Source organism: Psychroflexus sp. MBR-150, assembly GCF_053628795.1.
In genome coordinates this window covers 34346-53348 of sequence record NZ_JBRJHB010000009.1, presented here as the reverse complement: position 1 = coordinate 53348, position 19003 = coordinate 34346, and the positions used below count along the sequence as shown (strand labels likewise).

The following is a 19003-nucleotide window of genomic DNA, read 5'->3' as shown; positions in this document are numbered from 1 at the left end:
AATATTAGATAGAATCAGACATTCTTGCCAATTTTTCAGTATTGTCAACCAATTTGAGTTCGTCAATGATTTTTTGAATGTCACCATTGATAATATTATCTAAATCGTAAAGGGTTAGATTGATGCGGTGATCAGTTACACGACTTTGTGGGTAATTGTAGGTTCTGATTTTAGCACTTCTGTCGCCACTGGTTACCATATTGCCACGTTTTTCTGCATCTTCAGCTTGTTTTTTGGCAAGTTCCATTTCATAAAGTCTTGAGCGTAAAACTCTAAAAGCTTTTTCTTTGTTTTTATGTTGTGATTTTTGATCTTGACATTGAGCGACAATACCAGTAGGTTCGTGAGTTAAACGTACCGCCGAATAGGTCGTGTTCACCGACTGACCACCTGGGCCTGATGAACAGAAATAGTCAATTCTAACATCATTGGGGTCAACTTCCACATCAAATTCCTCAGCTTCAGGAAACACCATCACCGTTGCAGCACTGGTGTGTACACGCCCTTGGGTTTCGGTTTGTGGCACACGCTGAACACGATGTACGCCAGCTTCATATTTTAAAGTGCCGTAAACATTTTCACCGCTGACTTCAAATTGTATTTCTTTGAAGCCACCGTTGGTGCCTTCACTATAATCAACAGTGCTGACTTTCCAGCCTTTTGATTCACAATATCTGGTCAACATTTTGTAAATATCACCTGCAAAAATACTGGCTTCATCGCCACCTGTTCCTGCTCTGACTTCAACCACCGCATTTTTCTCATCTTCGGGGTCTTTAGGGATGAGCATAAAACGGATTTTATCTTCGAGTTTTTCAAGTTTTTCTTCAGACTCTTCAAGCTGCATTTTTGCCATTTCTACCATTTCATCGTCATCACCGTCAGCAATAATTTGTTTGGCTTCTTCTACATTGTCTTTAAGTTCAATATATTTTTCTCGTTCGTCATTAATTGCTTTAAGATCTTTGTATTCTTTGGTTAATTCTACATAACGCTTTCGATCATTGATGACGTCAGGTTGAATGATTAGATCACTAACTTCATCAAAGCGTTGTTTAAGTATATTGAGTTTGTCTAACATAGTTTTTTAAATGGATTGCAAATTTACGAAAGTTAAGCCTAAATAAAGATGGCGATAACATTATTTAAAGTTCTACGATGACTCCAATACCAAGTTGCTGTTTCCATTGAACTCTAGAGCCACCTTCTACAAAACTGCCGTCTTCTTGTTCCAATCTTATCTTTACATCATCATCATATCTAAGGTGTGAGCCAAAATTGGCTCTGATGAAACTATTCACTTTAAAATTAAAATTAATTTCCCAATCTACATCTATGTTACCAAAATTATTGATATAGTCTGTATAAAGGCTGAGTTTGTGTTTTATGATGACATTCTCAAAAAGTTCTTTTTCGTATTCATTATTGATTAAAATACCACTCTCAACTCTTACTTTTTTGCCTTCTTTAATGATGTTGTCATTGTTGTCTCGTATGGCTTTATCTACACCAAATGCACCGTCGTTTGCTAGTTTTTGATTTAAAACAAATGTCGATTTTAAGGTCATTGGAGAAAGATACATATAAATATTTTGAGTATTGATTTTATGCTCAACACCAAGCCCCATAAAGAGATAACCAGGAGCCATAAACTGGGAGATTATTTCTGAAGTATTAGGAAAATTATAGCCGTTAAAAAATTGAGTATTAAAATTGAGTTTTCCCAAATAATACCAATTAGAGTTTTTCTTAAAGCTAAACCCCGCTTTTGAATTTATTTCTAAATGGTCTTCGGTTTTTCTAATGTCTTGGTCGCTTTGTTTGTTAGCACCGAGATTGATAATCAACTGGTTATCCCATTTAAACTTTTTGTCTTTGTAATTTCTTTCAAGTTCAATGCCGAAAAGTCCAGAAACAGAATTGGAACCACCACCATTCCAATTAGCAAAAGAGACTTCACTGGCTTGTAATCTAAGTTTATTGACTTCTGTCCAAAAGACAGGCATATCAATTCGTTTGACAAGTTCTTTTTTATTAATATCGAGTTTATCGAAGCTGTGCATTTTTTGTGGACCAAAAGTCTTTAAAAACACCTTAGGAATTTTAGTTGAAGGGATTTGAGAATATCCAAGGTGAATACTCCAAATGCAAATAATAAGGATCAGATAAATTTTTAGCTTCATCTTAAAATAAAGATAATAATTTAATATATAAAGTTTCCAACCTGAGAGGAAATGCTTAATTCGGTGTTTTGTGATGGCTCTACACGACCAATAATTTTTGCATCTACATCATAAGATTTTGAAATATTAATGATATTTTGAGCATTGTTTGGATGAGTATAAATTTCAAAGCGATGCCCCATATTAAATACTTGATACATTTCACGCCAGTCGGTTTGACTTTCGTTTTGTATGAGTTTGAATAACGGTGGAATATCAAACATATTATCTTTGATGATTTTTAGATTTTCTACAAAGTGTAATATTTTAGTCTGAGCACCACCGCTACAATGCACCATGCCATGAATGTCTTGTCGTGGCAATTCTTTAAAAATAGATTTTACAATTGGGGCATAAGTTCGCGTAGGAGAGAGGATGAGCTTGCCAATATCAAGGTTTAAATCTTTGTGAGAATCTGTAAGTTTTTGACTTCCTGTGTAAACTAAATCTTCAGGAACGTGACTATCAAAACTCTCGGGATATTTTTCAGCCAAATATTTATGTAAGACATCGTGTCTTGCTGAAGTTAATCCATTGCTTCCCATACCTGAATTGTATTCATTTTCGTAACTTGCTTGGCCAGAAGATGCTAAACCTATGATGCAATCGCCTGCTTGAATATTGGCATTATTGATTACATCTTCACGCTTGATTCGGGCAGTAACAGTAGAGTCAACAATAATGGTTCTGACCAAATCGCCTACATCGGCGGTTTCTCCACCAGTTGTAATGATATTGATGTCGTGTTTTTTTAAGTCATCTGCAATTTGTTCAGTGCCGTTTATGATTTCGGCAATAACTTCTCCAGGGATTAAATTTTTATTTCTTCCAATGGTTGAAGATAACAAAATATTGTCAGTTGCTCCAACGCACAGCAGGTCATCAATGTTCATGATGATGGCATCTTGGGCAATACCCTTCCAAACTGAAAGGTCGCCTGTTTCTTTCCAATACATATAGGCTAATGCAGATTTTGTACCTGCACCATCGGCATGCATTACAATGCAATGCTTGTCGCTACCTGTTAAGTAATCTGGAATAATTTTACAAAACGCTTTTGGGTATAAACCTTTGTCAATATGTTTGATAGCATTGTGAACATCTTCTTTTTGGTGTGATACGCCTCGTCTGGCATATCTATTTTGATGATTTGTATCCATGTTTACAAAAATAAGAATACTTTTGGGATTAAATTTTATTCATAAAAAAAACCGCATCACAACATTTGTGATGCGGTTTTTATAAAAAGTGTTAGAAAATTTATTTCACTGTTTCTTTAACATCATCAGCTGCATCTTCAGCCGCTTTTTTGACATCTTTAGCTGCTTTTTTAGTGCCTTCAACTGTGTTGTTAGCAGCATCTTTAACATCTTCTACTGCTTTATCAGTAGCTTCTTTGACGCTTTCTGAAGTTTCTTCTGCAGCGTCTTCAACTTCGTCTGCGGTTTCTTCTGCAGCGTCTTCAACGTCTTCAGCAGTTTCTTCAGCGGCGTCTTCAACGTCTTCGGCAGTTTCTTCTAATTGCTCTTTAGCGTTTTCTTTTTTTTCTGGCTTGCAACTTGTGATGCTTATAGCAAAAAAGGCAAGCATAGCGAGTGATAAAATTTTTTGTTTCATAATAGTTTGTTTTGATGCAATATTAAGTTAAAATTTTAACTTTTAAAAATTTTTAATAAAAATTCTAATATAAAGATTCAAAATCTTTCCAAAAATCTGGATATGATTTAGATACGACTTTAGGATTTTCAATTTTAAGCTCGGTTTTTGTGATTAAAGGAGCAAATGCCATTGCCATTCTGTGGTCGTTATAGGTTTTAACCGTTTGGTGGGATAAAATTTCATCAGGCGGTGTCATTTTCAGACTTTCATGATCTATTTCAACCGTTGCATCAAATTTTTCTAATTCATTTTTCAGGGCAACCAACCGGTCGGTTTCTTTGATTTTTAGAGTGTGCAAACCAGTCAAATTACATGAGATTTTTAAGCCTAAGCAAGTCACTGCAATAGTTTGAGCTAAATCTGGTGTGTGATTTAGGTTTTTGTTGTAATAATTGATAGCATTGTTTTGAGAGTTTTCTAAAATAATAGCATCTTTTTCAAAAGTGGTTTGGACGCCTAATTCTTTATATAATTCCGAAATTTTTGAGTCGCCTTGCAAACTTTTATTTTTATAGATACTTAATTTTAATTTTAAAGAGGGCGAAAGTGCTACCAAACTATAATAATAAGATGCTGAACTCCAGTCTGACTCAACACTAATTTTTTGCGTATCGATATCAGTTTTGGGATTGATTTCAATAGATTGATGATCGAAATTTATTTCAAACCCTAAATTTTGCATCATTTTGTAGGTCATTTTCAAATAGGGTAGAGAAGTGATTTTTGATGTAAAATTTATTTTTAATCCATTTTTGAGTTTAGGTGCAACGAGCATTAATGCACTGATGTATTGACTGCTTGTATTGGCTTGAATTTCAATTTTGTTACTTGTAATGTTAGAAGCTTGAATTTTCAACGGTGGAAATCCTTCTTTGTTGATATAATCAATTTTTGCTCCTATTTGTCTCAAGGCGTCAACCAAAATTTTTATAGGTCTGTTTTGCATGCGTTTGCTTCCTGTAAGCGTGACGGATTTATTTGTAAAACACGCATAATAAGCCGTTAAAAAACGCATTGCTGTGCCTGCATGATGAATATCGATGATGTCTTTTTGAGAAGCCAAAGCGGCTTTTAAAACCATAGTATCGTCAGATGTGGAAAGGTTGTCAATGTTTAGTTTTTTGAATAAAGCTTGAATAATGAGCAATCTGTTGCTTTCGCTTTTAGACCCACAAATATTTAAGGAATAATCTCCCGATAGGGTTTTTTGAAGCAGAGTTTTCATCAATTTAACCTTGAGTTGAATTTGATTTTTTGAGTTTACTTCTGAATTTAAAATAGCTAATGATAAAACCGTAAACAAAACCGCTGAGAATATTGGCGAAAATAAATTTAAGTAAGTTATCAGATTTCAATCGTTCTTCAACGAAGTCTTGAAGGTTAAAATTAAAAACCATACCCCAATCTACTAAGTTGTAAATAAGGATAAACATAATGGAAAGAAATATCACAGATTTCCAAAAACCTTTATGGCAAATTACTTTGGTAAACATTTATTGTAGTTTTGGGTTATTTTGGTGTCTATTGTGGTCTCTTTTTGTTTTGACTTCCATTTTTTTGTCAAAAGCGGTTTGCAAATCGATTCCAGTTTGATTGGCCAAACATAACACAACAAACATAACATCGGCAAGCTCTTCACCTAAATCTTTTTGTTTATCGCTTTCTTTTTCGCTTTGCTCGCCATAACGACGTGCAATAATTCTGGCGACTTCGCCCACTTCTTCTGTGAGTTGAGCCATGTTGGTGAGTTCATTAAAATATCTGACACCGTGTTGGTTGATCCATTCATCGACTTGTTGTTGGGCTGTTTTTATGCTCATATTTAATTTTTTAGCAAAACTATTTTATCTGTTTCTTTATTGACTATGTTTTTATAAAAATCTTTGTAACTAATCAGTGTCAAAAATAAGACTATAAATTTTGGATAATGCAAACTGAGCATATATTTTCTTTGTGCTTATTTCAATTTTTTTTTAAAAAATTCAAATAAGCCACTCATTAGAGCTTGATTTTAAAAATCAGACCTTTATCAACATTTTTAACTTTTTGGATTGATAACTAATTGGTTAATAATTTGTTTGTTACGAACATACCACCCTATATTTGTAAGAAAAAAAGTTGGAAAAGGATAAGCTTATAGAATCACTTTTGCAGAAGGTAGAAGAACTTTCTAAAAAGCTAATTGCTTTAGAATTAGAAAATAGTCAACTTAAAGCACGACTGGCCAAATATGAAACTCCAATAAAACAGTAATAATAGCTCCATACCACCCTCAAAGGATGAAAATAGACCAAAGAGGAAAAGCCTAAGAACAAAGACAGAGCGTAAGCCAGGTGGGCAAACAGGAAGAAAAGGCAATACTTTGAAGATGGTTGAGATAACTGAAATAAAAATAAAAGTCACAGAACACAAGGTTTATAAAAAAGTTTGTCCTTGCGGTTGTGAAACAAAAAGCGACTATCCATCACAAGCAAATGCACCCGTAAGCTATGGGAATAATATTGAAAGTTTAATAGGATATTTTCATACCAGACAATACTTGCCTTTTAAGAGAATGCAAGAAATGTTCTATACGGTTTTTAATATTCCTATAAGTGAAGGAGGAATACACTAAATATTATTGATAGTTTGTGGGCTGATTAGCTAACAGTTATGTTTTCATCATAAAGCCTAATTTCGATACTCCTGACAAATTTCGAGATTTTTCGTTTTACTCTCAAAAATCACAACAAGCCTTTAGCTTTTATCTCCAAATATTTATTTATGGTATTAATGCTTAAATTTTTTGGTTTGGTCAAAATGGCTTGAATTCCATTTTTTTCAAGTTCCTTAGCCATTAATCGTTTATTGTAAGCAAAATCTGTAGCGATGGTTTTTTGATAAATACTTTGTAAGTCTTCGGTTTCAGTATGGATGAGTTGATCCAATTCTGTGTTTTCAAAAAAGATGACCACCAAAACATGCTGTCTCGAAATCGCTTTTAGATAAGGCAATTGGCGTTCAAGTGAAGAAATATGCTCAAAATTGGTAAACAAAAACAACAAACTGCGTTGGGTAACTTTTCGTTTAAGATGGGCGTAAAGCAAACCAAAATCACTGACTTTATAATCGGTTTTAATGTTGTATAAAGCTTCTGACAACACATTGATTTGCGACAGTCTGGATTGGGCTTTTCTAAAATTGTCAATGCTGTTTGAAAAAGTCAGCATCCCAACTTTGTCATTTTTTTTCAAAGCGATATTAGAAAAAGCTAAAGCCGAATTAATGGCATAATCTAATAAGCTGAGTTGTTCAAAAGGCATTTTCATCACACGACCTTTGTCAATGACATTATAAATGGGTTGTGATTTTTCATCCTGAAACTGATTGACCATCAGCTGGTTGTGTTTAGCAGTAGATTTCCAATTGATGTCTCTAATATCATCGCCTTTGACGTATTCTTTGATTTGCTCAAATTCCATGCTGTGACCGATACGTCTGATTTTTTTCATTCCAAAATCTCTGGATTGACGGTCTAAAGCCAAGAAATCGTATTTTTTCATTTGAATAAACGACGGATACACCTTGACCATTTGCTCGTTTTGAAACTTGTATCGTCGTTTAGTCAGCTTAAGTGGCGAAGACACATAACAGTTCAAATTGCCAAAATAATATTCGCCACGTTGTGTAGGTTTGAGTTGATAATCATAAGATTTTTGGTGTTTGGCATCAAGCTTTAAGGTTTTTAAAAAATCTCGTTTTTGAAATTGAACAGGAATTTCATCAATGATTTGTAATTGAATTTTAAAATTGTAACCATTTTCAAAATTAAGCATCACTACATTATTATCACTGTTTGAAAATTTACTGGGTAAAAACCGTTCTGCAAAAAAACCTTTGATGCGAAATAATGCTGCAATATCAATGATAACCAAAACCACTAAGGCATAAAATAGCAATGATGCTAAGGTAAAAAGCACAGTGAACCAATACGATAAAAAGAATAGCAAAGCTATACTGATTAAGGCTAAAAAAAAGCGTCGTGTAAAATATAAAGGTTTGAGCAGTTTAAACACTATCTTGGTATTTCAATAGATTTTACAATCATATCAACCACATCTTCGGTGGTCATGCCTTCCATTTCACGTTCGGGTGACAGGACAATTCTGTGATTAAGCACAGGTTTTAAACTGCGTTTGACATCGTCTGGTGTAACAAAATCACGGCCGTTTAAAATAGCAAAGGCTTTAGCCGTCATCATAATTGCAACAGAAGCTCTTGGCGATGCCCCTAACAACAAATGTGGGTGCTGACGTGTGTTGTGAACAATTTCAGCAATATAAGACATAATTTTAGACTCAATTTTGATCTTGTGAATGTCTGCTTTGAATTGGCTAACGCTGTCTTTGTTAATTACGGTTTCTATTTGATTGAGAAAATTTTGTGCTTTGTTTTGGTGATGCTTGTCTATAATTTTAACTTCCTCTTCAAGGTTGGGATAACTGAGTTTAATTTTAAAAATAAACCGATCGAGTTGGGCTTCGGGTAGGGCGTAAGTGCCTTCTTGTTCAATAGGATTTTGGGTGGCTAATACCATAAATGGTGCTTCCATATCGTATTGATGACCATCGATTGTAACTTGTTTTTCTTCCATCACTTCAAACAGAGCCGATTGGGTTTTGGCCGGTGCACGATTGATTTCATCAATTAACACTAAATTGGAAAAAATTGGTCCAGCTTTAAATTCAAATTCGGCTTTTTCGGCATTAAATACAGAAGTTCCGAGCACATCACTTGGCATCAAATCGGGCGTGAACTGAATACGACTAAAATCGGCGTTGATGCTTTTTGCGAAAAGCTTAGCGGTCAGTGTTTTAGCAATTCCTGGCACGCCTTCTATTAAAACGTGACCGTTGGTTAAAAGACTCACCAAAAGCAACTCAATAAAATCGTCTTGACCTACAATGACTTTAGCAAGTTGAGCTTTTAAATCTTCAGCCATTTGTTGATATTCATTTAAAGATGGTGTTGCCGTATCTTCAGATGAAGTTTTTTCTGCAGTTTTGTTGTCTTCTAATGATTTTGAGTTTTCATCAGGTTGTTCAGACGGTTTTATATTTTGATTTTCCATAGACTTAGTTTTTAAGATTTGATATCTGTTTTTCTAATTTAAGCAATTGTTCTTTGGTAATTCTATTTTTACTTTCAATATTTTTAATATATTTTAATAATGATTTGATATCTTGTTGCGATTTACCAGATTTTGAAGCTAATTGAACAACAAATTCATCATTCAAGTTTGCTGTTGAGATATTATATTGAGATCTGACAAAGTCAAAGAAATGTTCGATTAGCTTAGTGGCAATGCTTTTGTGGTCTTTTTTGCGATAATACATCTCAGCGATGGTTTGGGTAAACGCATAGGTTTTGTTCTCGTAAGGTTGAACGACCTTAATGGGTTTTTGTTTGCGTTTGCCTTCAAAAAAAATATAAATTACAGCTAATAGTATAAGCAAATAATACGCCCAACGCAAATGTTTGTTACTGACGAGATATTGCAATAAATGAGGCTGTTGAACCACACGTTGAGCTTTGTAATATTCATCTACAATTATTGATTTGTCATAATTTAAGCTTGATAAAACTTGCTCGGTATAATTAGCGTTATCTGCACTGACTAAAAAATAATTGGTAAACGCTTTTGGAAAAAGATGCAAGTAAAGTTCGCCTTGCCCAAATTTAGCCTTTATGAAATTTGGCAGATATTTAGTCATCGTGCTGTCGTTGTTGACTACTTTAGAATAGCCTAAAACTTGATGGTCTAAAGTATCGGTATTGGTAAAATATTCTACGTTTAGGTTTCTTTTAAAATCGTAAATTTCATCTTGATTTGTGGTGTCTAAAACGACACTAGGTTGATAGGAAAACTGGTTGTCAAATACAAATTTCTTTTTGTTTAAATTTAAAGTATCCAAAATTGTCTTTGGAAAATATTCTGCGGACATTAAAACTGTATTCCCGTTTTCAATCCAGCACAACAATTCTTTAGTATCGTATTCACCAAAACCTAAATTGCCATTAAAAAAGAGATAATTGCCTGCTTTGTAACTCTCCGTCAAGGTTTCGTAAACCGATTGATTGGTTTCTTCGCTTTGCTCAAGTTGTTCTGTAAAAATTTTATGAAAAATCTCAGCACCAAAAGGTTTTGAGTGGTTTTTCCAATAACTATCAGACCAATCCAAAGGTTTTTTGGCTGTGGATTCTAAAAACACTAAAGAACCAAACAGTACTAAAACCAAAATAAGAATATAGTTTTTAGGCTTGAGCATATTGTTTTTGGTCTAAAAGATTGTGAAATGCTTCATATTGCTGTTGAAGATTTTGAAAATAAACCTCGTCAAACTGCATTTGTCCATACCAAGTTTGCTCATAAGCTATAGTCAAGTGTTTAAAAATTTTGGAGAGTTCATTAAATTCAATTTCTCTGAGATATTCAAAGTTAGTTTTATCGTTAGTGTATTTTATGATGCCTTTTAAGTCTAATCGTTTGATGGAATTGAGATATAGATAACGAATCGCCAAACGGTATTGTTTGTTTTCAATGGCTTCATCAGCCATTTTTTCAAGATTTCGTGTCATCAACAATTCCTCTTCCTCAGTTAAGGTTACTTTAGAATTTTTATGTTGACGCATAATTTGGTTATCGATATTAGACCGCGCAATGAACCAAACTAAAAGCACCAAAGCCGTCGCAAGAATTAAATAGGGCAAAACTTTGAAAATAAAAAACCAAAAACTTGAATCCAAACTGTCTCCAAACAAGTTTCTCCATTGCGTGCTAAACCATTCTTTAAATTCAGACCACCAATTGGTTTGAGATTCAATGCTGTAATTGTAGTCGTCGTCGGTTTTTAGCTTGTCTAATGTCTCTTGGTCAAAAATATCTTTGTCTTGAGAAACAAAGTTTGAAAAAAGATGACTTGAATTATCAACCGAATTAAAACTAAAGCCAAAATAAAGACTAAATAGAGTCAATAAAAACAGCAATGATTTGCTCATACTATTTAATTTCCGATTTGATCAATTTGTTCGTAAGTGCCTTTAAATTCTTGTTTTTCAGAAAGGTTAAAATACACCAAAGCAATCATAATGACCGTAAAAATACTAAGAAATGACTGACCAATACTTCCTATAGCAGTAAAGAGCAAATACACCCAATTTTGATAAAGTCCAGTAATCGCAGTTGGATCAGAAGCTTGATCAAATGCAGTGAAACCCTCTACCATACTGAAAATAAATGCTGGTAATTGAAAAACAAAACCTAAAATAGCAATGAGAATACCAAAAACCAGAAAAGTAGCGAAAGTAATCCACCAATTGTTTTTAATTAAAGTAAAACACTTGGTGAATGACTCAGAAACCGATTCGTTTTCCATTATTAAAAGTGCAATACCAGGTGCAAGAACGACTATAAGATAAATACCTGGTAAAAAGCAAAGCATAAAACCGATAATTCCAACAATGGTGGTTAATGCAAGATAGCCTAGTAATTTCCAAAAATCATCTTTTAAACCTTGAGAAACGTCTTGTTCTAAAATTTCACCATTATTGTTCATATAAGATTTTATAATGTGTAAAATAGTACCATACAAAACGATATTAGTTGCGATAGATACAGCAAATAAAAGAATGATTATCCAAGAGTCTTCTAAAATAGTTGAAACTGCTGAATCAGGTTCTGAAAAAGTTGTTATGTTACTAAATAAATCGCCCATTTTATATTGGTAATATGTCGTTACCAAAATGGTAAGTAGTATAAACGGACCGACAAACTTTAAAAATATGTTTAGAATACTTTTATAATTCTGCGTAAAGAAACTAAAGGTATCACTTATAATTTCGCCTAAGTCACGTTCTTTTCTAAAGACAAATTGTGGTTGAGTTAAATCATTGTTTTCCATGTTGTTGGTTTTTATGAAGTTTAAAGGGTAAAAATACGTAATAAAATAAAATTAAAGCCATTGAACCACTAATGATAAATATAGCCAAAGCATCGGGCATTTCGGTATGTCGAGTTACAAAACCTTCTAAAAATCCCGCAATAATAAAAAACGGCACGGTGCTTAAAACAATTTTGAGTCCAGCTTTAGCACTGCGAGCAAACGACTCTAATCGGGTATAGGTTTTAGGAAACATAATGCCATTGCCAGCGACTAAACCTGCACAAATACAGACGATAATCACCGAAATCTCAATAGTGCCGTGAATCCAAATCGTTCTTGCAGATTCCCACAACAAACCTTTGTCAGCAAAAAAATATTGAAACGAACCCAGCATCACCGCATTTTGCATACCTATAAATAAAGCACCAATACCAAATAAAAATCCAAAAATGTATGAGAGAAAACCAACTCTGACATTGTTAATAGTAATACCAATAAACATATCGGTTTCGTTGGCCTTTTTATAAACCGCCATCGGGTCGTTGTTGTTGATGTTTTCTAAAGTCATATTGACATAAGCATCACCTAAAATCAATCTTACAAAATCTTGGTCTGTCGCCGCAGAATAAGCACCGATTAAGCCAAAAAACAAAAACACTAAAAACGCTAACAACAATTGATATCTATAATTGTAAAACATCAATGGAAATTCTTTGGTGTAAAATTTTACAATTTTATTTCCCGATGTTTTTTGAGTTTTGTAGATTTTTTGATGTGCTTTTACCGAGATTTGATTCAAATATTTGGTAGTATTGCTGTTAGGATAAAAGGTTTGGGCATAGCTTAAGTCATCGGTAATTTCGATGTATAAATCAGAAAGCTCATCGGGAGAATATTGAGCATTATCTCTCAAATAGCTTTCAAATTTGAACCATTTGTTTTTATTTTGCTTTACAAAAGCTACCTCGCGCATAGTTTTTAAAAATAAACTTCAAATCTAATAATTTTTAATGAATAATTTTCAAATTCAAACGGCTCAAAATGTCATTATTGAACAGAATATAGCCAATTACTTTGAACGAGCAGCAGCTTATTTTATAGACATCCTTGTCCTTTTGGCTTATTTATTTTTAGTCAGTTTTGTTTTTCCTTTGTTAGGAGCGTCAAGCTTTGCAATTGGAATGGTAGTGTCATTGCCGTTATTGGTCTATCATTTAGTAATGGAATTGACAATGAATGGCCAAAGTATAGGCAAGGCTGCTATGAAAATCAGAGTGGTTTGTGTTGATGGTTCAAAGCCTAAAGCAGGTCATTATCTGATACGATGGTGTTTGAGGTTGATTGACATTTCTATGACTATGGGTTCAGTGGCCAGTTTGTTTATCTTGTTTGGTGGTAAAGGTCAGCGTTTAGGTGATATAGCAGCCAAAACTACGGTTATTTCAGAAAGAAATCGAGTCGATTTTACGCAAACCATAATAATGGACTTGCCTGAAAATTACCAACCCAAATATCCACAAGTAACCATTTTTAGCGATGAAGATATGCGGCAAACCAAAGCCATATATATGAAAGCTAAAAGCCAAAGAGAATATCACCTTATCAACAGATTATACCAGCAATTGATGAGTAAAATGGAAGTTCAGCCTAAGGAAGAGCCAATTGAATTTGTTAAAATTGTTTTACAAGATTATAATTATTATACGCAACGCTAATGGATTTTATTTTTGTATTAGATATTCTCGGCGTAATTGCTTTTTCTATTTCAGGTGTTTTGGCGGCTATGCGCAAAGGACTTGATGTCTTTGGAATTTTGATTATAGCTTTTGTAACTTCTGTCGGTGGAGGAACTTTACGCGATGTTTTGATTAAAGCTAATGTCAGTTGGTTGAACAATATGACTTATGTTTACGTGATTTTAATCACTACAATATTCGCGATTTTGTTAAGAAACAAGCTCAATTATCTACGCAAATCTTTGTTTTTATTTGACACTTTTGGAATTGGACTTTATACGGTTGTTGGTATAGAAAAAGCTATTTCAGCAGGGTTGCCACCTGTTATTTGCGTGGCTTTTGGCACAATGAGTGCTTGTTTTGGTGGAGTGATTAGAGATATTTTATGCAATGATATTCCCGTCATTTTTCATAAAGAAATATACGCTACAGCTTGTATTCTTGGTGGTTTTGCTTATTTCGCCTTAACTTATTTTAATCTATCACAAGATTTGATTTTTATCATTTCTGGTGTTGTGGTGATTGCTGTTAGAATTTCGGCTGTGGTGTTTAAGATTTCATTGCCGAGGGTTTATTGAGGCAGATTGTTATTTTAAATGTCTCACGTATATATGAAATCCTTCAAATATCCGCCTGTTGCAGGCTTGTTTTATCATTATATTAATGACATTATTCATTCAATTTGGTACAACAAATATAGTATTTCTTTTTATTATTTTTGTGGATTAAATATAGATAAAGCTACAAATAGTAGTGAGACCGACGAACAAGGCTGTAGTAACCACCATAGATAGCATCAACAAAATTAATTAATTTAGAAGAAGTAATCAAGCCAATTGACTAACCAAAAAACATTCCTTTATAAGCCGAAAAATGGTATCATTCAGATAAAATAATAATAAAAGTGACTAAAAATTTATATCCTTAAAAGAGAAAGAAAAATACGTCCCTAACCCACTGGGAGAAAAAGTTCAATAAATGTGTAGGCAAGACAATATTTAATGTAGATCACACTTTTGAAGGAATTAAAAATGGTTCTTAGGTTGAGTGTTAAGGTATAAAAGGATTGCAAAGATGTATATTCAAAACTTTTTGGAGATCATCTCTTACAATTTATTCAGAACCCCATAGATAATTACATCCAATACTCAAATTTAAAAGAAATGAAAGTAAAAATCACTAAAATAAAGATTAAAATGACGTGAATAATTAAAATCTTTAGCTTAAAAGACAAAAGTAAACTGAAATTAAAGAAAAAGTGAAAGGTTGCTATTTTTATGTAATGATCTTAATTCAATTAATAATCAACCAAAAATGTTCTAAATAATTTGAGGTAGTTTATTTAAACAATTCTTTTCTATGATAATCATACAAGTTATTGAAGAATTTTATAATATAGCAATACTATTTTTTTTTCTTATAAAGTGTATTTTTAACAGCAGTTATTAAAAAAAACGATTAAAAAAGTGTAATTTTTATTATGAAAATAATCTGTTTTATTATACCTGTTTTATGTGCTATTGAAACGTTTGGGCAATCTCAAGTGTCTTTTAGACAACTATCCGTTAACGACGGTCTTTCTCAAAATAGCGTTGTATCGGTAGCGCAAGACAGTACGGGTTATTTATGGATTGCTACCCAAGATGGACTAAATAAGTATGATGGCAATAAATTTGAAATATATAGTCAGTCTTTTTTAGATGTCACCAAACCAACATACAGTCATTTGGGCAAGGTTTATGTAGACCGTGAGGGCAACATAATTACCATACCTGCTTCCAATAAGCCACGTATTTACGATAAGGCGACCAATAGTTTTATTCCGTTTTCAAACATACAAGATGTAAGTGTATTGTACCAAGACAGTAAACGCAATTACTGGTTTGGCACGTATGCGTCAGGTTTGTTTAAAAAAGATGTTACAACAAAAGATGTAACCTTGGTTGTTCCTAAAGATAGCATAGGTACAATATTCGCAATTTCAGAAGATAAAAAAGGAAGCATTTGGTTAGTGGGTCAAGGAAAGGTTATGTGTGTAAACAATGAAAACGATACCATAGACACTTATTTTCCGGACAGCAATAATCAATCAAATGTAAATTACAGCAATCTTTTATTTGATGATTTAGGAACTGTTTGGTTAGGTTCGTATGGCAATGGGATGTGGATCAAACATCCGGAATCATCCACTTTTAAAAGCGTAAAGGCGTTTTCACCGAATCTCTCCACTTTACCAAACGATTTATATGTTTTATCTATGCACTTAGATAAAAAAAACAGATTATGGATTGGCACCTATGGTCGTGGTCTTTATAAAATTGACTTAAATACTTCTGAAATAAATCATTTTGAAACAAAGAAGCATAATCCAAGAGCAATTCATTATAACGATATCCTCTGTATTTTTGAGGATTATACAGGAACACTCTGGTTTGGAACAGATGGAGCCGGTGTGAGTTTTTATGATGAATACCTTGAAAAGTTCAATGTCATCAATAATTATCAAACGCCTGAAGAAATAAGTATAGATCTGGTTAGAGCGATACAAATAGATAAAAACAATAATGTTTGGATTGGCACGAGCGGTAAAGGCCTTTCAAGATACACTCCTAAAACACATACATGGAAAACTTATGTTGAAACCAAAGGAGGCTTAAGTTCTAATAGAGTTGTTAGTTTATTTATAGATGACGATAATGAATTATGGATAGGAACCCAAGGAGGAGGCTTAAACATAATGCATACCAACGGGAAAATATCACATTACAACAATAATACCCCAGTCAAATTAAACGTTGAGACCATTTGGGATATTTTTAAAGATGAATCCAACAATATCTGGTTATCAACTAGAGACCATGGGTTAATTTTATTTAACAAGCATAAAGGCGTTTTAAAACAGTTCAATAAATCAAACGGATTAATAAGCAATAATATAAGGGTAACCATTCAGGGAGAAGCGGATAAGCTTTGGGTTGGCACAGAGGATAATGGGGTTCTTTTATTAGATACTAAAACAAAAACGTTCATTGATTTTAAGAAGGATTTTAATTTACACGGAGAAGATGTGGCAAAAAAAGTTAAATCACTTTATTATGATAAAAAGGGGCTTTTGTGGGTTGGCACCAATGGTAAAGGATTATGTGTATATGATTTAAAAAACAAAGCATTTTATAATTACACCGTTAATGATGGTTTACCAAACAATGTTATTTACGGTATCTTGCCAGATTCCGAAAACAATTTATGGCTAAGCTCCAATAGAGGGATTACCATGTTTAAGCCGGCACCAACCCTTGATGTTAAGCCTCAAATTGTAAATTATGATAATTATGATGGCCTGGCTACAGAGTTCAATACAGGGGCCTATTATAAATCTGCTAACAATGATTTATATTTTGGTGGACTAGAAGGCTATTATTGGTTTAACCCTTCTTTAATAAAAAAAAGCGATGTAATACCCAAAACGGTCATTACAGGATTTGAGGTTTTTAACCATCAACTTCAAATGGTTGATAGCATACAATTGCAGTATAATGAGAATACCGTGTCTTTTACATTTTCTAGTTTACAGTTTTCATTACCTAAAAAAAACAATTATTTGTATAAACTGGAAAATCATGATGAAAATTGGATTCTGTCCAATGGTGTAAAACGAGTGCGATACACCAATCTATCACCAGGCAATTACACGTTTTTGGTTAAATCCAGTAATTATGATGGTCTTTGGAATGAAAAGCCTGCTAGTTTTTATTTTATAATCAATAAACCATGGTATTTAAATAATTGGATGCTTTCTGTCTATGCTGTTTTAATTATATGTTCCTTATTGCTAGCCTATTATTATTTTAAATGGCGATGGGAAATGACACTCAACTTAAAAGAAGAAAGAGAAAAGTCAGAAAGATTAAAGCGCTTAGATGAGTATAAAACAAAACTATATACCAATATAGCTCACGAATTTAGAACACCTTTAACATTAATCTCTGCGCCAATTAAAAAACAATTGTTAAATAATAATTTACAGTCAGATTCAAAAAAGGACCTGCAATTAGTAGAGCACAACACCACACAACTTTTAAGTTTAGTCGATCAGTTATTGGAGCTGTCAAAGTTGGAATCTGGAGCAATGAGATTAAAAGTCAAACAAAATGATTTGGGTTTATATTTAAAGGTTATTTCCCAATCGTTTCAGTTTTTAGCAGAACAAAACAATTTAAAACTATCGGTCCATGTGCCGGAAATTAAAAATGCGTGGTTCGATTCGGATGTTGTGGAACGACTTGTAAATAATTTATTTTCCAATGCCATAAAATACACGTCCAAAGGCGGTGTCATTTCTTTTAATGTAGAGCATGTTTACAAAAAAGAGGTTAAGATGGTTTTTATAAATGATATAGATGCCATTATAGAAAAAGAAATTTCTAAAATATTCAATCGTTTTTATCAAATAAATGAAAACTCAGAAGGCTCTGGTATTGGTCTTTCTCTGGTTAAGGAACTTACTAATTTATCCCATGGAACGATAGAGGCATCTTATGCAGACCATCAAAAAATCAAGTTTGTCATTAAATTGCCCATTTCAAAAGAATCTTTTTTACCGGATGAAATAGATCTTGCGAACCTTAAAAATGATGATATTACACTGCCAACAAATAATTTACCGCAAAATAGTTCAAAACCAATAGCCTTGGTTGTTGATAACAATCAAGACATCAGACAGTTTGTTAAATCATTGTTAATTGATGATTTTAAAGTTATTGAAGCTAAAAATGGGATAGAAGGAATAGAAAAGGCTTTTAAAACCATTCCGGATATTATCGTTTCAGATGTTATGATGCCTTTAAAAAATGGTTTAGAACTTTGCGAAATTTTAAAACATGACGAAAAAACATCTCACATCCCCATTATTCTTCTTACAGGAAAAACAGGTGATATAAATGAAATAGAAGGATTAAATACAGGAGCAGATGATTATATAACCAAGCCTTTTAATCCAAAAACGCTCCAAATCAAGGTCAATAATATTATTGAAGGTAGAAGAAAGCTTCGTGAACGTTATAAAAAGGATATTGTTTTTAAGCCTAAAGATATGGCAACAACACCTGCAGATGAGATGTTCTTAAAAAAAGTTCAAAATATATTAGACCAATATGTGTCAAACCCCGATTTTAATGCCGAATTTTTCAGTAAACAGGTAGGCATGAGCAGAATGCAATTGCACAGAAAACTGTTGGCTTTTACAGGACTGAACACCACTGCTTTTATTCGGTCTCAAAGATTAAAACAAGCTATTCAAATTTTAAAATCATCAAACTATACTGTAAATGAAGTTGCCTATATGGTAGGGTTTAATACACCGTCTTATTTTATAAAATGTTTTAAGGAAATGTATGGGCAAACGCCATTGGAGTACATTAAATAAGTAGCATTTTTCTTCGCTTTTTTGCATAATGTTACAATG

At 33.1% G+C, this 19003-nt stretch carries 18 protein-coding genes; 5 read left to right on the top strand and 13 right to left on the bottom strand.

The window, feature by feature from the left end:
• Positions 1-4: 4 nt before the first annotated feature.
• The 7 genes from prfA to ACSSV5_RS06850 all read right to left on the bottom strand — a co-directional run bounded on the left by prfA (position 5) and on the right by ACSSV5_RS06850 (position 5701).
• Positions 5-1081 (bottom strand): peptide chain release factor 1, encoded by a 1077-nt coding sequence (prfA, locus tag ACSSV5_RS06880; RefSeq protein WP_454245299.1) that lies wholly within the window; start codon positions 1079-1081, stop codon positions 5-7.
• A gap of 64 nt (positions 1082-1145) precedes the next feature.
• On the bottom strand, positions 1146-2093 hold the full coding sequence (locus ACSSV5_RS06875) for a DUF3078 domain-containing protein (protein ID WP_247653650.1): 948 nt from the start codon (positions 2091-2093) through the stop codon (positions 1146-1148).
• Between the two features lie 110 nt (positions 2094-2203).
• Positions 2204-3382 carry an AIR synthase related protein gene (locus ACSSV5_RS06870; protein ID WP_454245298.1) on the bottom strand — a complete coding sequence of 393 codons (1179 nt, stop codon included), beginning with the start codon at positions 3380-3382 and terminating at the stop codon, positions 2204-2206.
• A 100-nt stretch (positions 3383-3482) separates the two neighbouring features.
• Complete coding sequence (locus ACSSV5_RS06865) at positions 3483-3839, bottom strand: hypothetical protein (RefSeq protein ID WP_454245297.1); 357 nt, start codon at positions 3837-3839, stop codon at positions 3483-3485.
• Between the two features lie 64 nt (positions 3840-3903).
• On the bottom strand, positions 3904-5106 hold the full coding sequence (locus ACSSV5_RS06860) for a 3-phosphoshikimate 1-carboxyvinyltransferase (RefSeq protein WP_454245296.1): 1203 nt from the start codon (positions 5104-5106) through the stop codon (positions 3904-3906).
• A 4-nt stretch (positions 5107-5110) separates the two neighbouring features.
• Positions 5111-5374 (bottom strand): hypothetical protein, encoded by a 264-nt coding sequence (locus ACSSV5_RS06855; RefSeq protein ID WP_454245295.1) that lies wholly within the window; start codon positions 5372-5374, stop codon positions 5111-5113.
• On the bottom strand, positions 5375-5701 hold the full coding sequence (locus tag ACSSV5_RS06850; protein WP_454245294.1) for a nucleotide pyrophosphohydrolase: 327 nt from the start codon (positions 5699-5701) through the stop codon (positions 5375-5377).
• Between the two features lie 298 nt (positions 5702-5999).
• Between ACSSV5_RS06850 and ACSSV5_RS06845 the strand changes: the two genes are divergently transcribed.
• Positions 6000-6134 (top strand): hypothetical protein, encoded by a 135-nt coding sequence (locus ACSSV5_RS06845; RefSeq protein WP_256437252.1) that lies wholly within the window; start codon positions 6000-6002, stop codon positions 6132-6134.
• A gap of 115 nt (positions 6135-6249) precedes the next feature.
• The gene (locus tag ACSSV5_RS06840; RefSeq protein ID WP_211066643.1) at positions 6250-6495 is read left to right on the top strand and encodes a hypothetical protein; all 246 of its coding nucleotides are present in this window, start codon (positions 6250-6252) and stop codon (positions 6493-6495) included.
• A 109-nt stretch (positions 6496-6604) separates the two neighbouring features.
• Here the strand turns inward: ACSSV5_RS06840 and ACSSV5_RS06835 are convergent, their stop codons facing one another.
• From ACSSV5_RS06835 to ACSSV5_RS06810, 6 genes are all read right to left on the bottom strand, one after another.
• Entirely contained in the window at positions 6605-7936 is a 1332-nt protein-coding gene (locus tag ACSSV5_RS06835; RefSeq protein WP_454245293.1) for a DUF58 domain-containing protein, read from the bottom strand.
• Positions 7936-8862 (bottom strand): AAA family ATPase, encoded by a 927-nt coding sequence (locus tag ACSSV5_RS06830; protein ID WP_454245332.1) that lies wholly within the window; start codon positions 8860-8862, stop codon positions 7936-7938. Before ACSSV5_RS06830 ends, ACSSV5_RS06835 begins: the two co-directional genes overlap by 1 nt.
• Before the next feature lie 133 nt (positions 8863-8995).
• On the bottom strand, positions 8996-10189 hold the full coding sequence (locus ACSSV5_RS06825; protein ID WP_211066640.1) for a DUF4350 domain-containing protein: 1194 nt from the start codon (positions 10187-10189) through the stop codon (positions 8996-8998).
• Positions 10176-10919 (bottom strand): hypothetical protein, encoded by a 744-nt coding sequence (locus ACSSV5_RS06820; RefSeq protein WP_454245292.1) that lies wholly within the window; start codon positions 10917-10919, stop codon positions 10176-10178. The genes ACSSV5_RS06825 and ACSSV5_RS06820 overlap by 14 nt, the downstream gene beginning before the upstream one ends.
• Before the next feature lie 5 nt (positions 10920-10924).
• The gene (locus ACSSV5_RS06815) at positions 10925-11821 is read right to left on the bottom strand and encodes a hypothetical protein (protein ID WP_211066638.1); all 897 of its coding nucleotides are present in this window, start codon (positions 11819-11821) and stop codon (positions 10925-10927) included.
• The gene (locus ACSSV5_RS06810; protein ID WP_211066637.1) at positions 11808-12776 is read right to left on the bottom strand and encodes a stage II sporulation protein M; all 969 of its coding nucleotides are present in this window, start codon (positions 12774-12776) and stop codon (positions 11808-11810) included. The genes ACSSV5_RS06815 and ACSSV5_RS06810 overlap by 14 nt, the downstream gene beginning before the upstream one ends.
• A 37-nt stretch (positions 12777-12813) precedes the next feature.
• Between ACSSV5_RS06810 and ACSSV5_RS06805 the strand changes: the two genes are divergently transcribed.
• The 3 genes from ACSSV5_RS06805 (at position 12814) to ACSSV5_RS06795 (ending at position 18964) form a co-directional block, all read left to right on the top strand.
• Positions 12814-13518 carry an RDD family protein gene (locus ACSSV5_RS06805; protein WP_454245291.1) on the top strand — a complete coding sequence of 235 codons (705 nt, stop codon included), beginning with the start codon at positions 12814-12816 and terminating at the stop codon, positions 13516-13518.
• A complete protein-coding gene (locus tag ACSSV5_RS06800) occupies positions 13518-14117 on the top strand; it encodes a trimeric intracellular cation channel family protein (protein WP_454245290.1) in 600 nt (199 codons plus the stop codon). The genes ACSSV5_RS06805 and ACSSV5_RS06800 overlap by 1 nt, the downstream gene beginning before the upstream one ends.
• Before the next feature lie 965 nt (positions 14118-15082).
• Entirely contained in the window at positions 15083-18964 is a 3882-nt protein-coding gene (locus ACSSV5_RS06795) for a hybrid sensor histidine kinase/response regulator transcription factor (protein ID WP_454245289.1), read from the top strand.
• Positions 18965-19003 lie beyond the last annotated feature (39 nt).

What these genes read in the sequence shown, in the direction of transcription:
- ACSSV5_RS06820 (WP_454245292.1), bottom strand. Translation starts at nt 10,919, where the DNA reads ATGAGCAAATCATTGCTGTTTTTATTGACTCTATTTAGTCTTTATTTT.
- ACSSV5_RS06800 (WP_454245290.1), top strand. Translation starts at nt 13,518, where the DNA reads ATGGATTTTATTTTTGTATTAGATATTCTCGGCGTAATTGCTTTTTCT.
- ACSSV5_RS06855 (WP_454245295.1), bottom strand. Translation starts at nt 5,374, where the DNA reads ATGTTTACCAAAGTAATTTGCCATAAAGGTTTTTGGAAATCTGTGATA.
- ACSSV5_RS06815 (WP_211066638.1), bottom strand. Translation starts at nt 11,821, where the DNA reads ATGGAAAACAATGATTTAACTCAACCACAATTTGTCTTTAGAAAAGAA.
- ACSSV5_RS06825 (WP_211066640.1), bottom strand. Translation starts at nt 10,189, where the DNA reads ATGCTCAAGCCTAAAAACTATATTCTTATTTTGGTTTTAGTACTGTTT.
- ACSSV5_RS06805 (WP_454245291.1), top strand. Translation starts at nt 12,814, where the DNA reads ATGAATAATTTTCAAATTCAAACGGCTCAAAATGTCATTATTGAACAG.
- ACSSV5_RS06870 (WP_454245298.1), bottom strand. Translation starts at nt 3,382, where the DNA reads ATGGATACAAATCATCAAAATAGATATGCCAGACGAGGCGTATCACAC.
- ACSSV5_RS06850 (WP_454245294.1), bottom strand. Translation starts at nt 5,701, where the DNA reads ATGAGCATAAAAACAGCCCAACAACAAGTCGATGAATGGATCAACCAA.
- prfA (WP_454245299.1), bottom strand. Translation starts at nt 1,081, where the DNA reads ATGTTAGACAAACTCAATATACTTAAACAACGCTTTGATGAAGTTAGT.
- ACSSV5_RS06830 (WP_454245332.1), bottom strand. Translation starts at nt 8,862, where the DNA reads ATGGCTGAAGATTTAAAAGCTCAACTTGCTAAAGTCATTGTAGGTCAA.
- ACSSV5_RS06840 (WP_211066643.1), top strand. Translation starts at nt 6,250, where the DNA reads ATGGTTGAGATAACTGAAATAAAAATAAAAGTCACAGAACACAAGGTT.
- ACSSV5_RS06865 (WP_454245297.1), bottom strand. Translation starts at nt 3,839, where the DNA reads ATGAAACAAAAAATTTTATCACTCGCTATGCTTGCCTTTTTTGCTATA.
- ACSSV5_RS06860 (WP_454245296.1), bottom strand. Translation starts at nt 5,106, where the DNA reads ATGAAAACTCTGCTTCAAAAAACCCTATCGGGAGATTATTCCTTAAAT.
- ACSSV5_RS06810 (WP_211066637.1), bottom strand. Translation starts at nt 12,776, where the DNA reads ATGCGCGAGGTAGCTTTTGTAAAGCAAAATAAAAACAAATGGTTCAAA.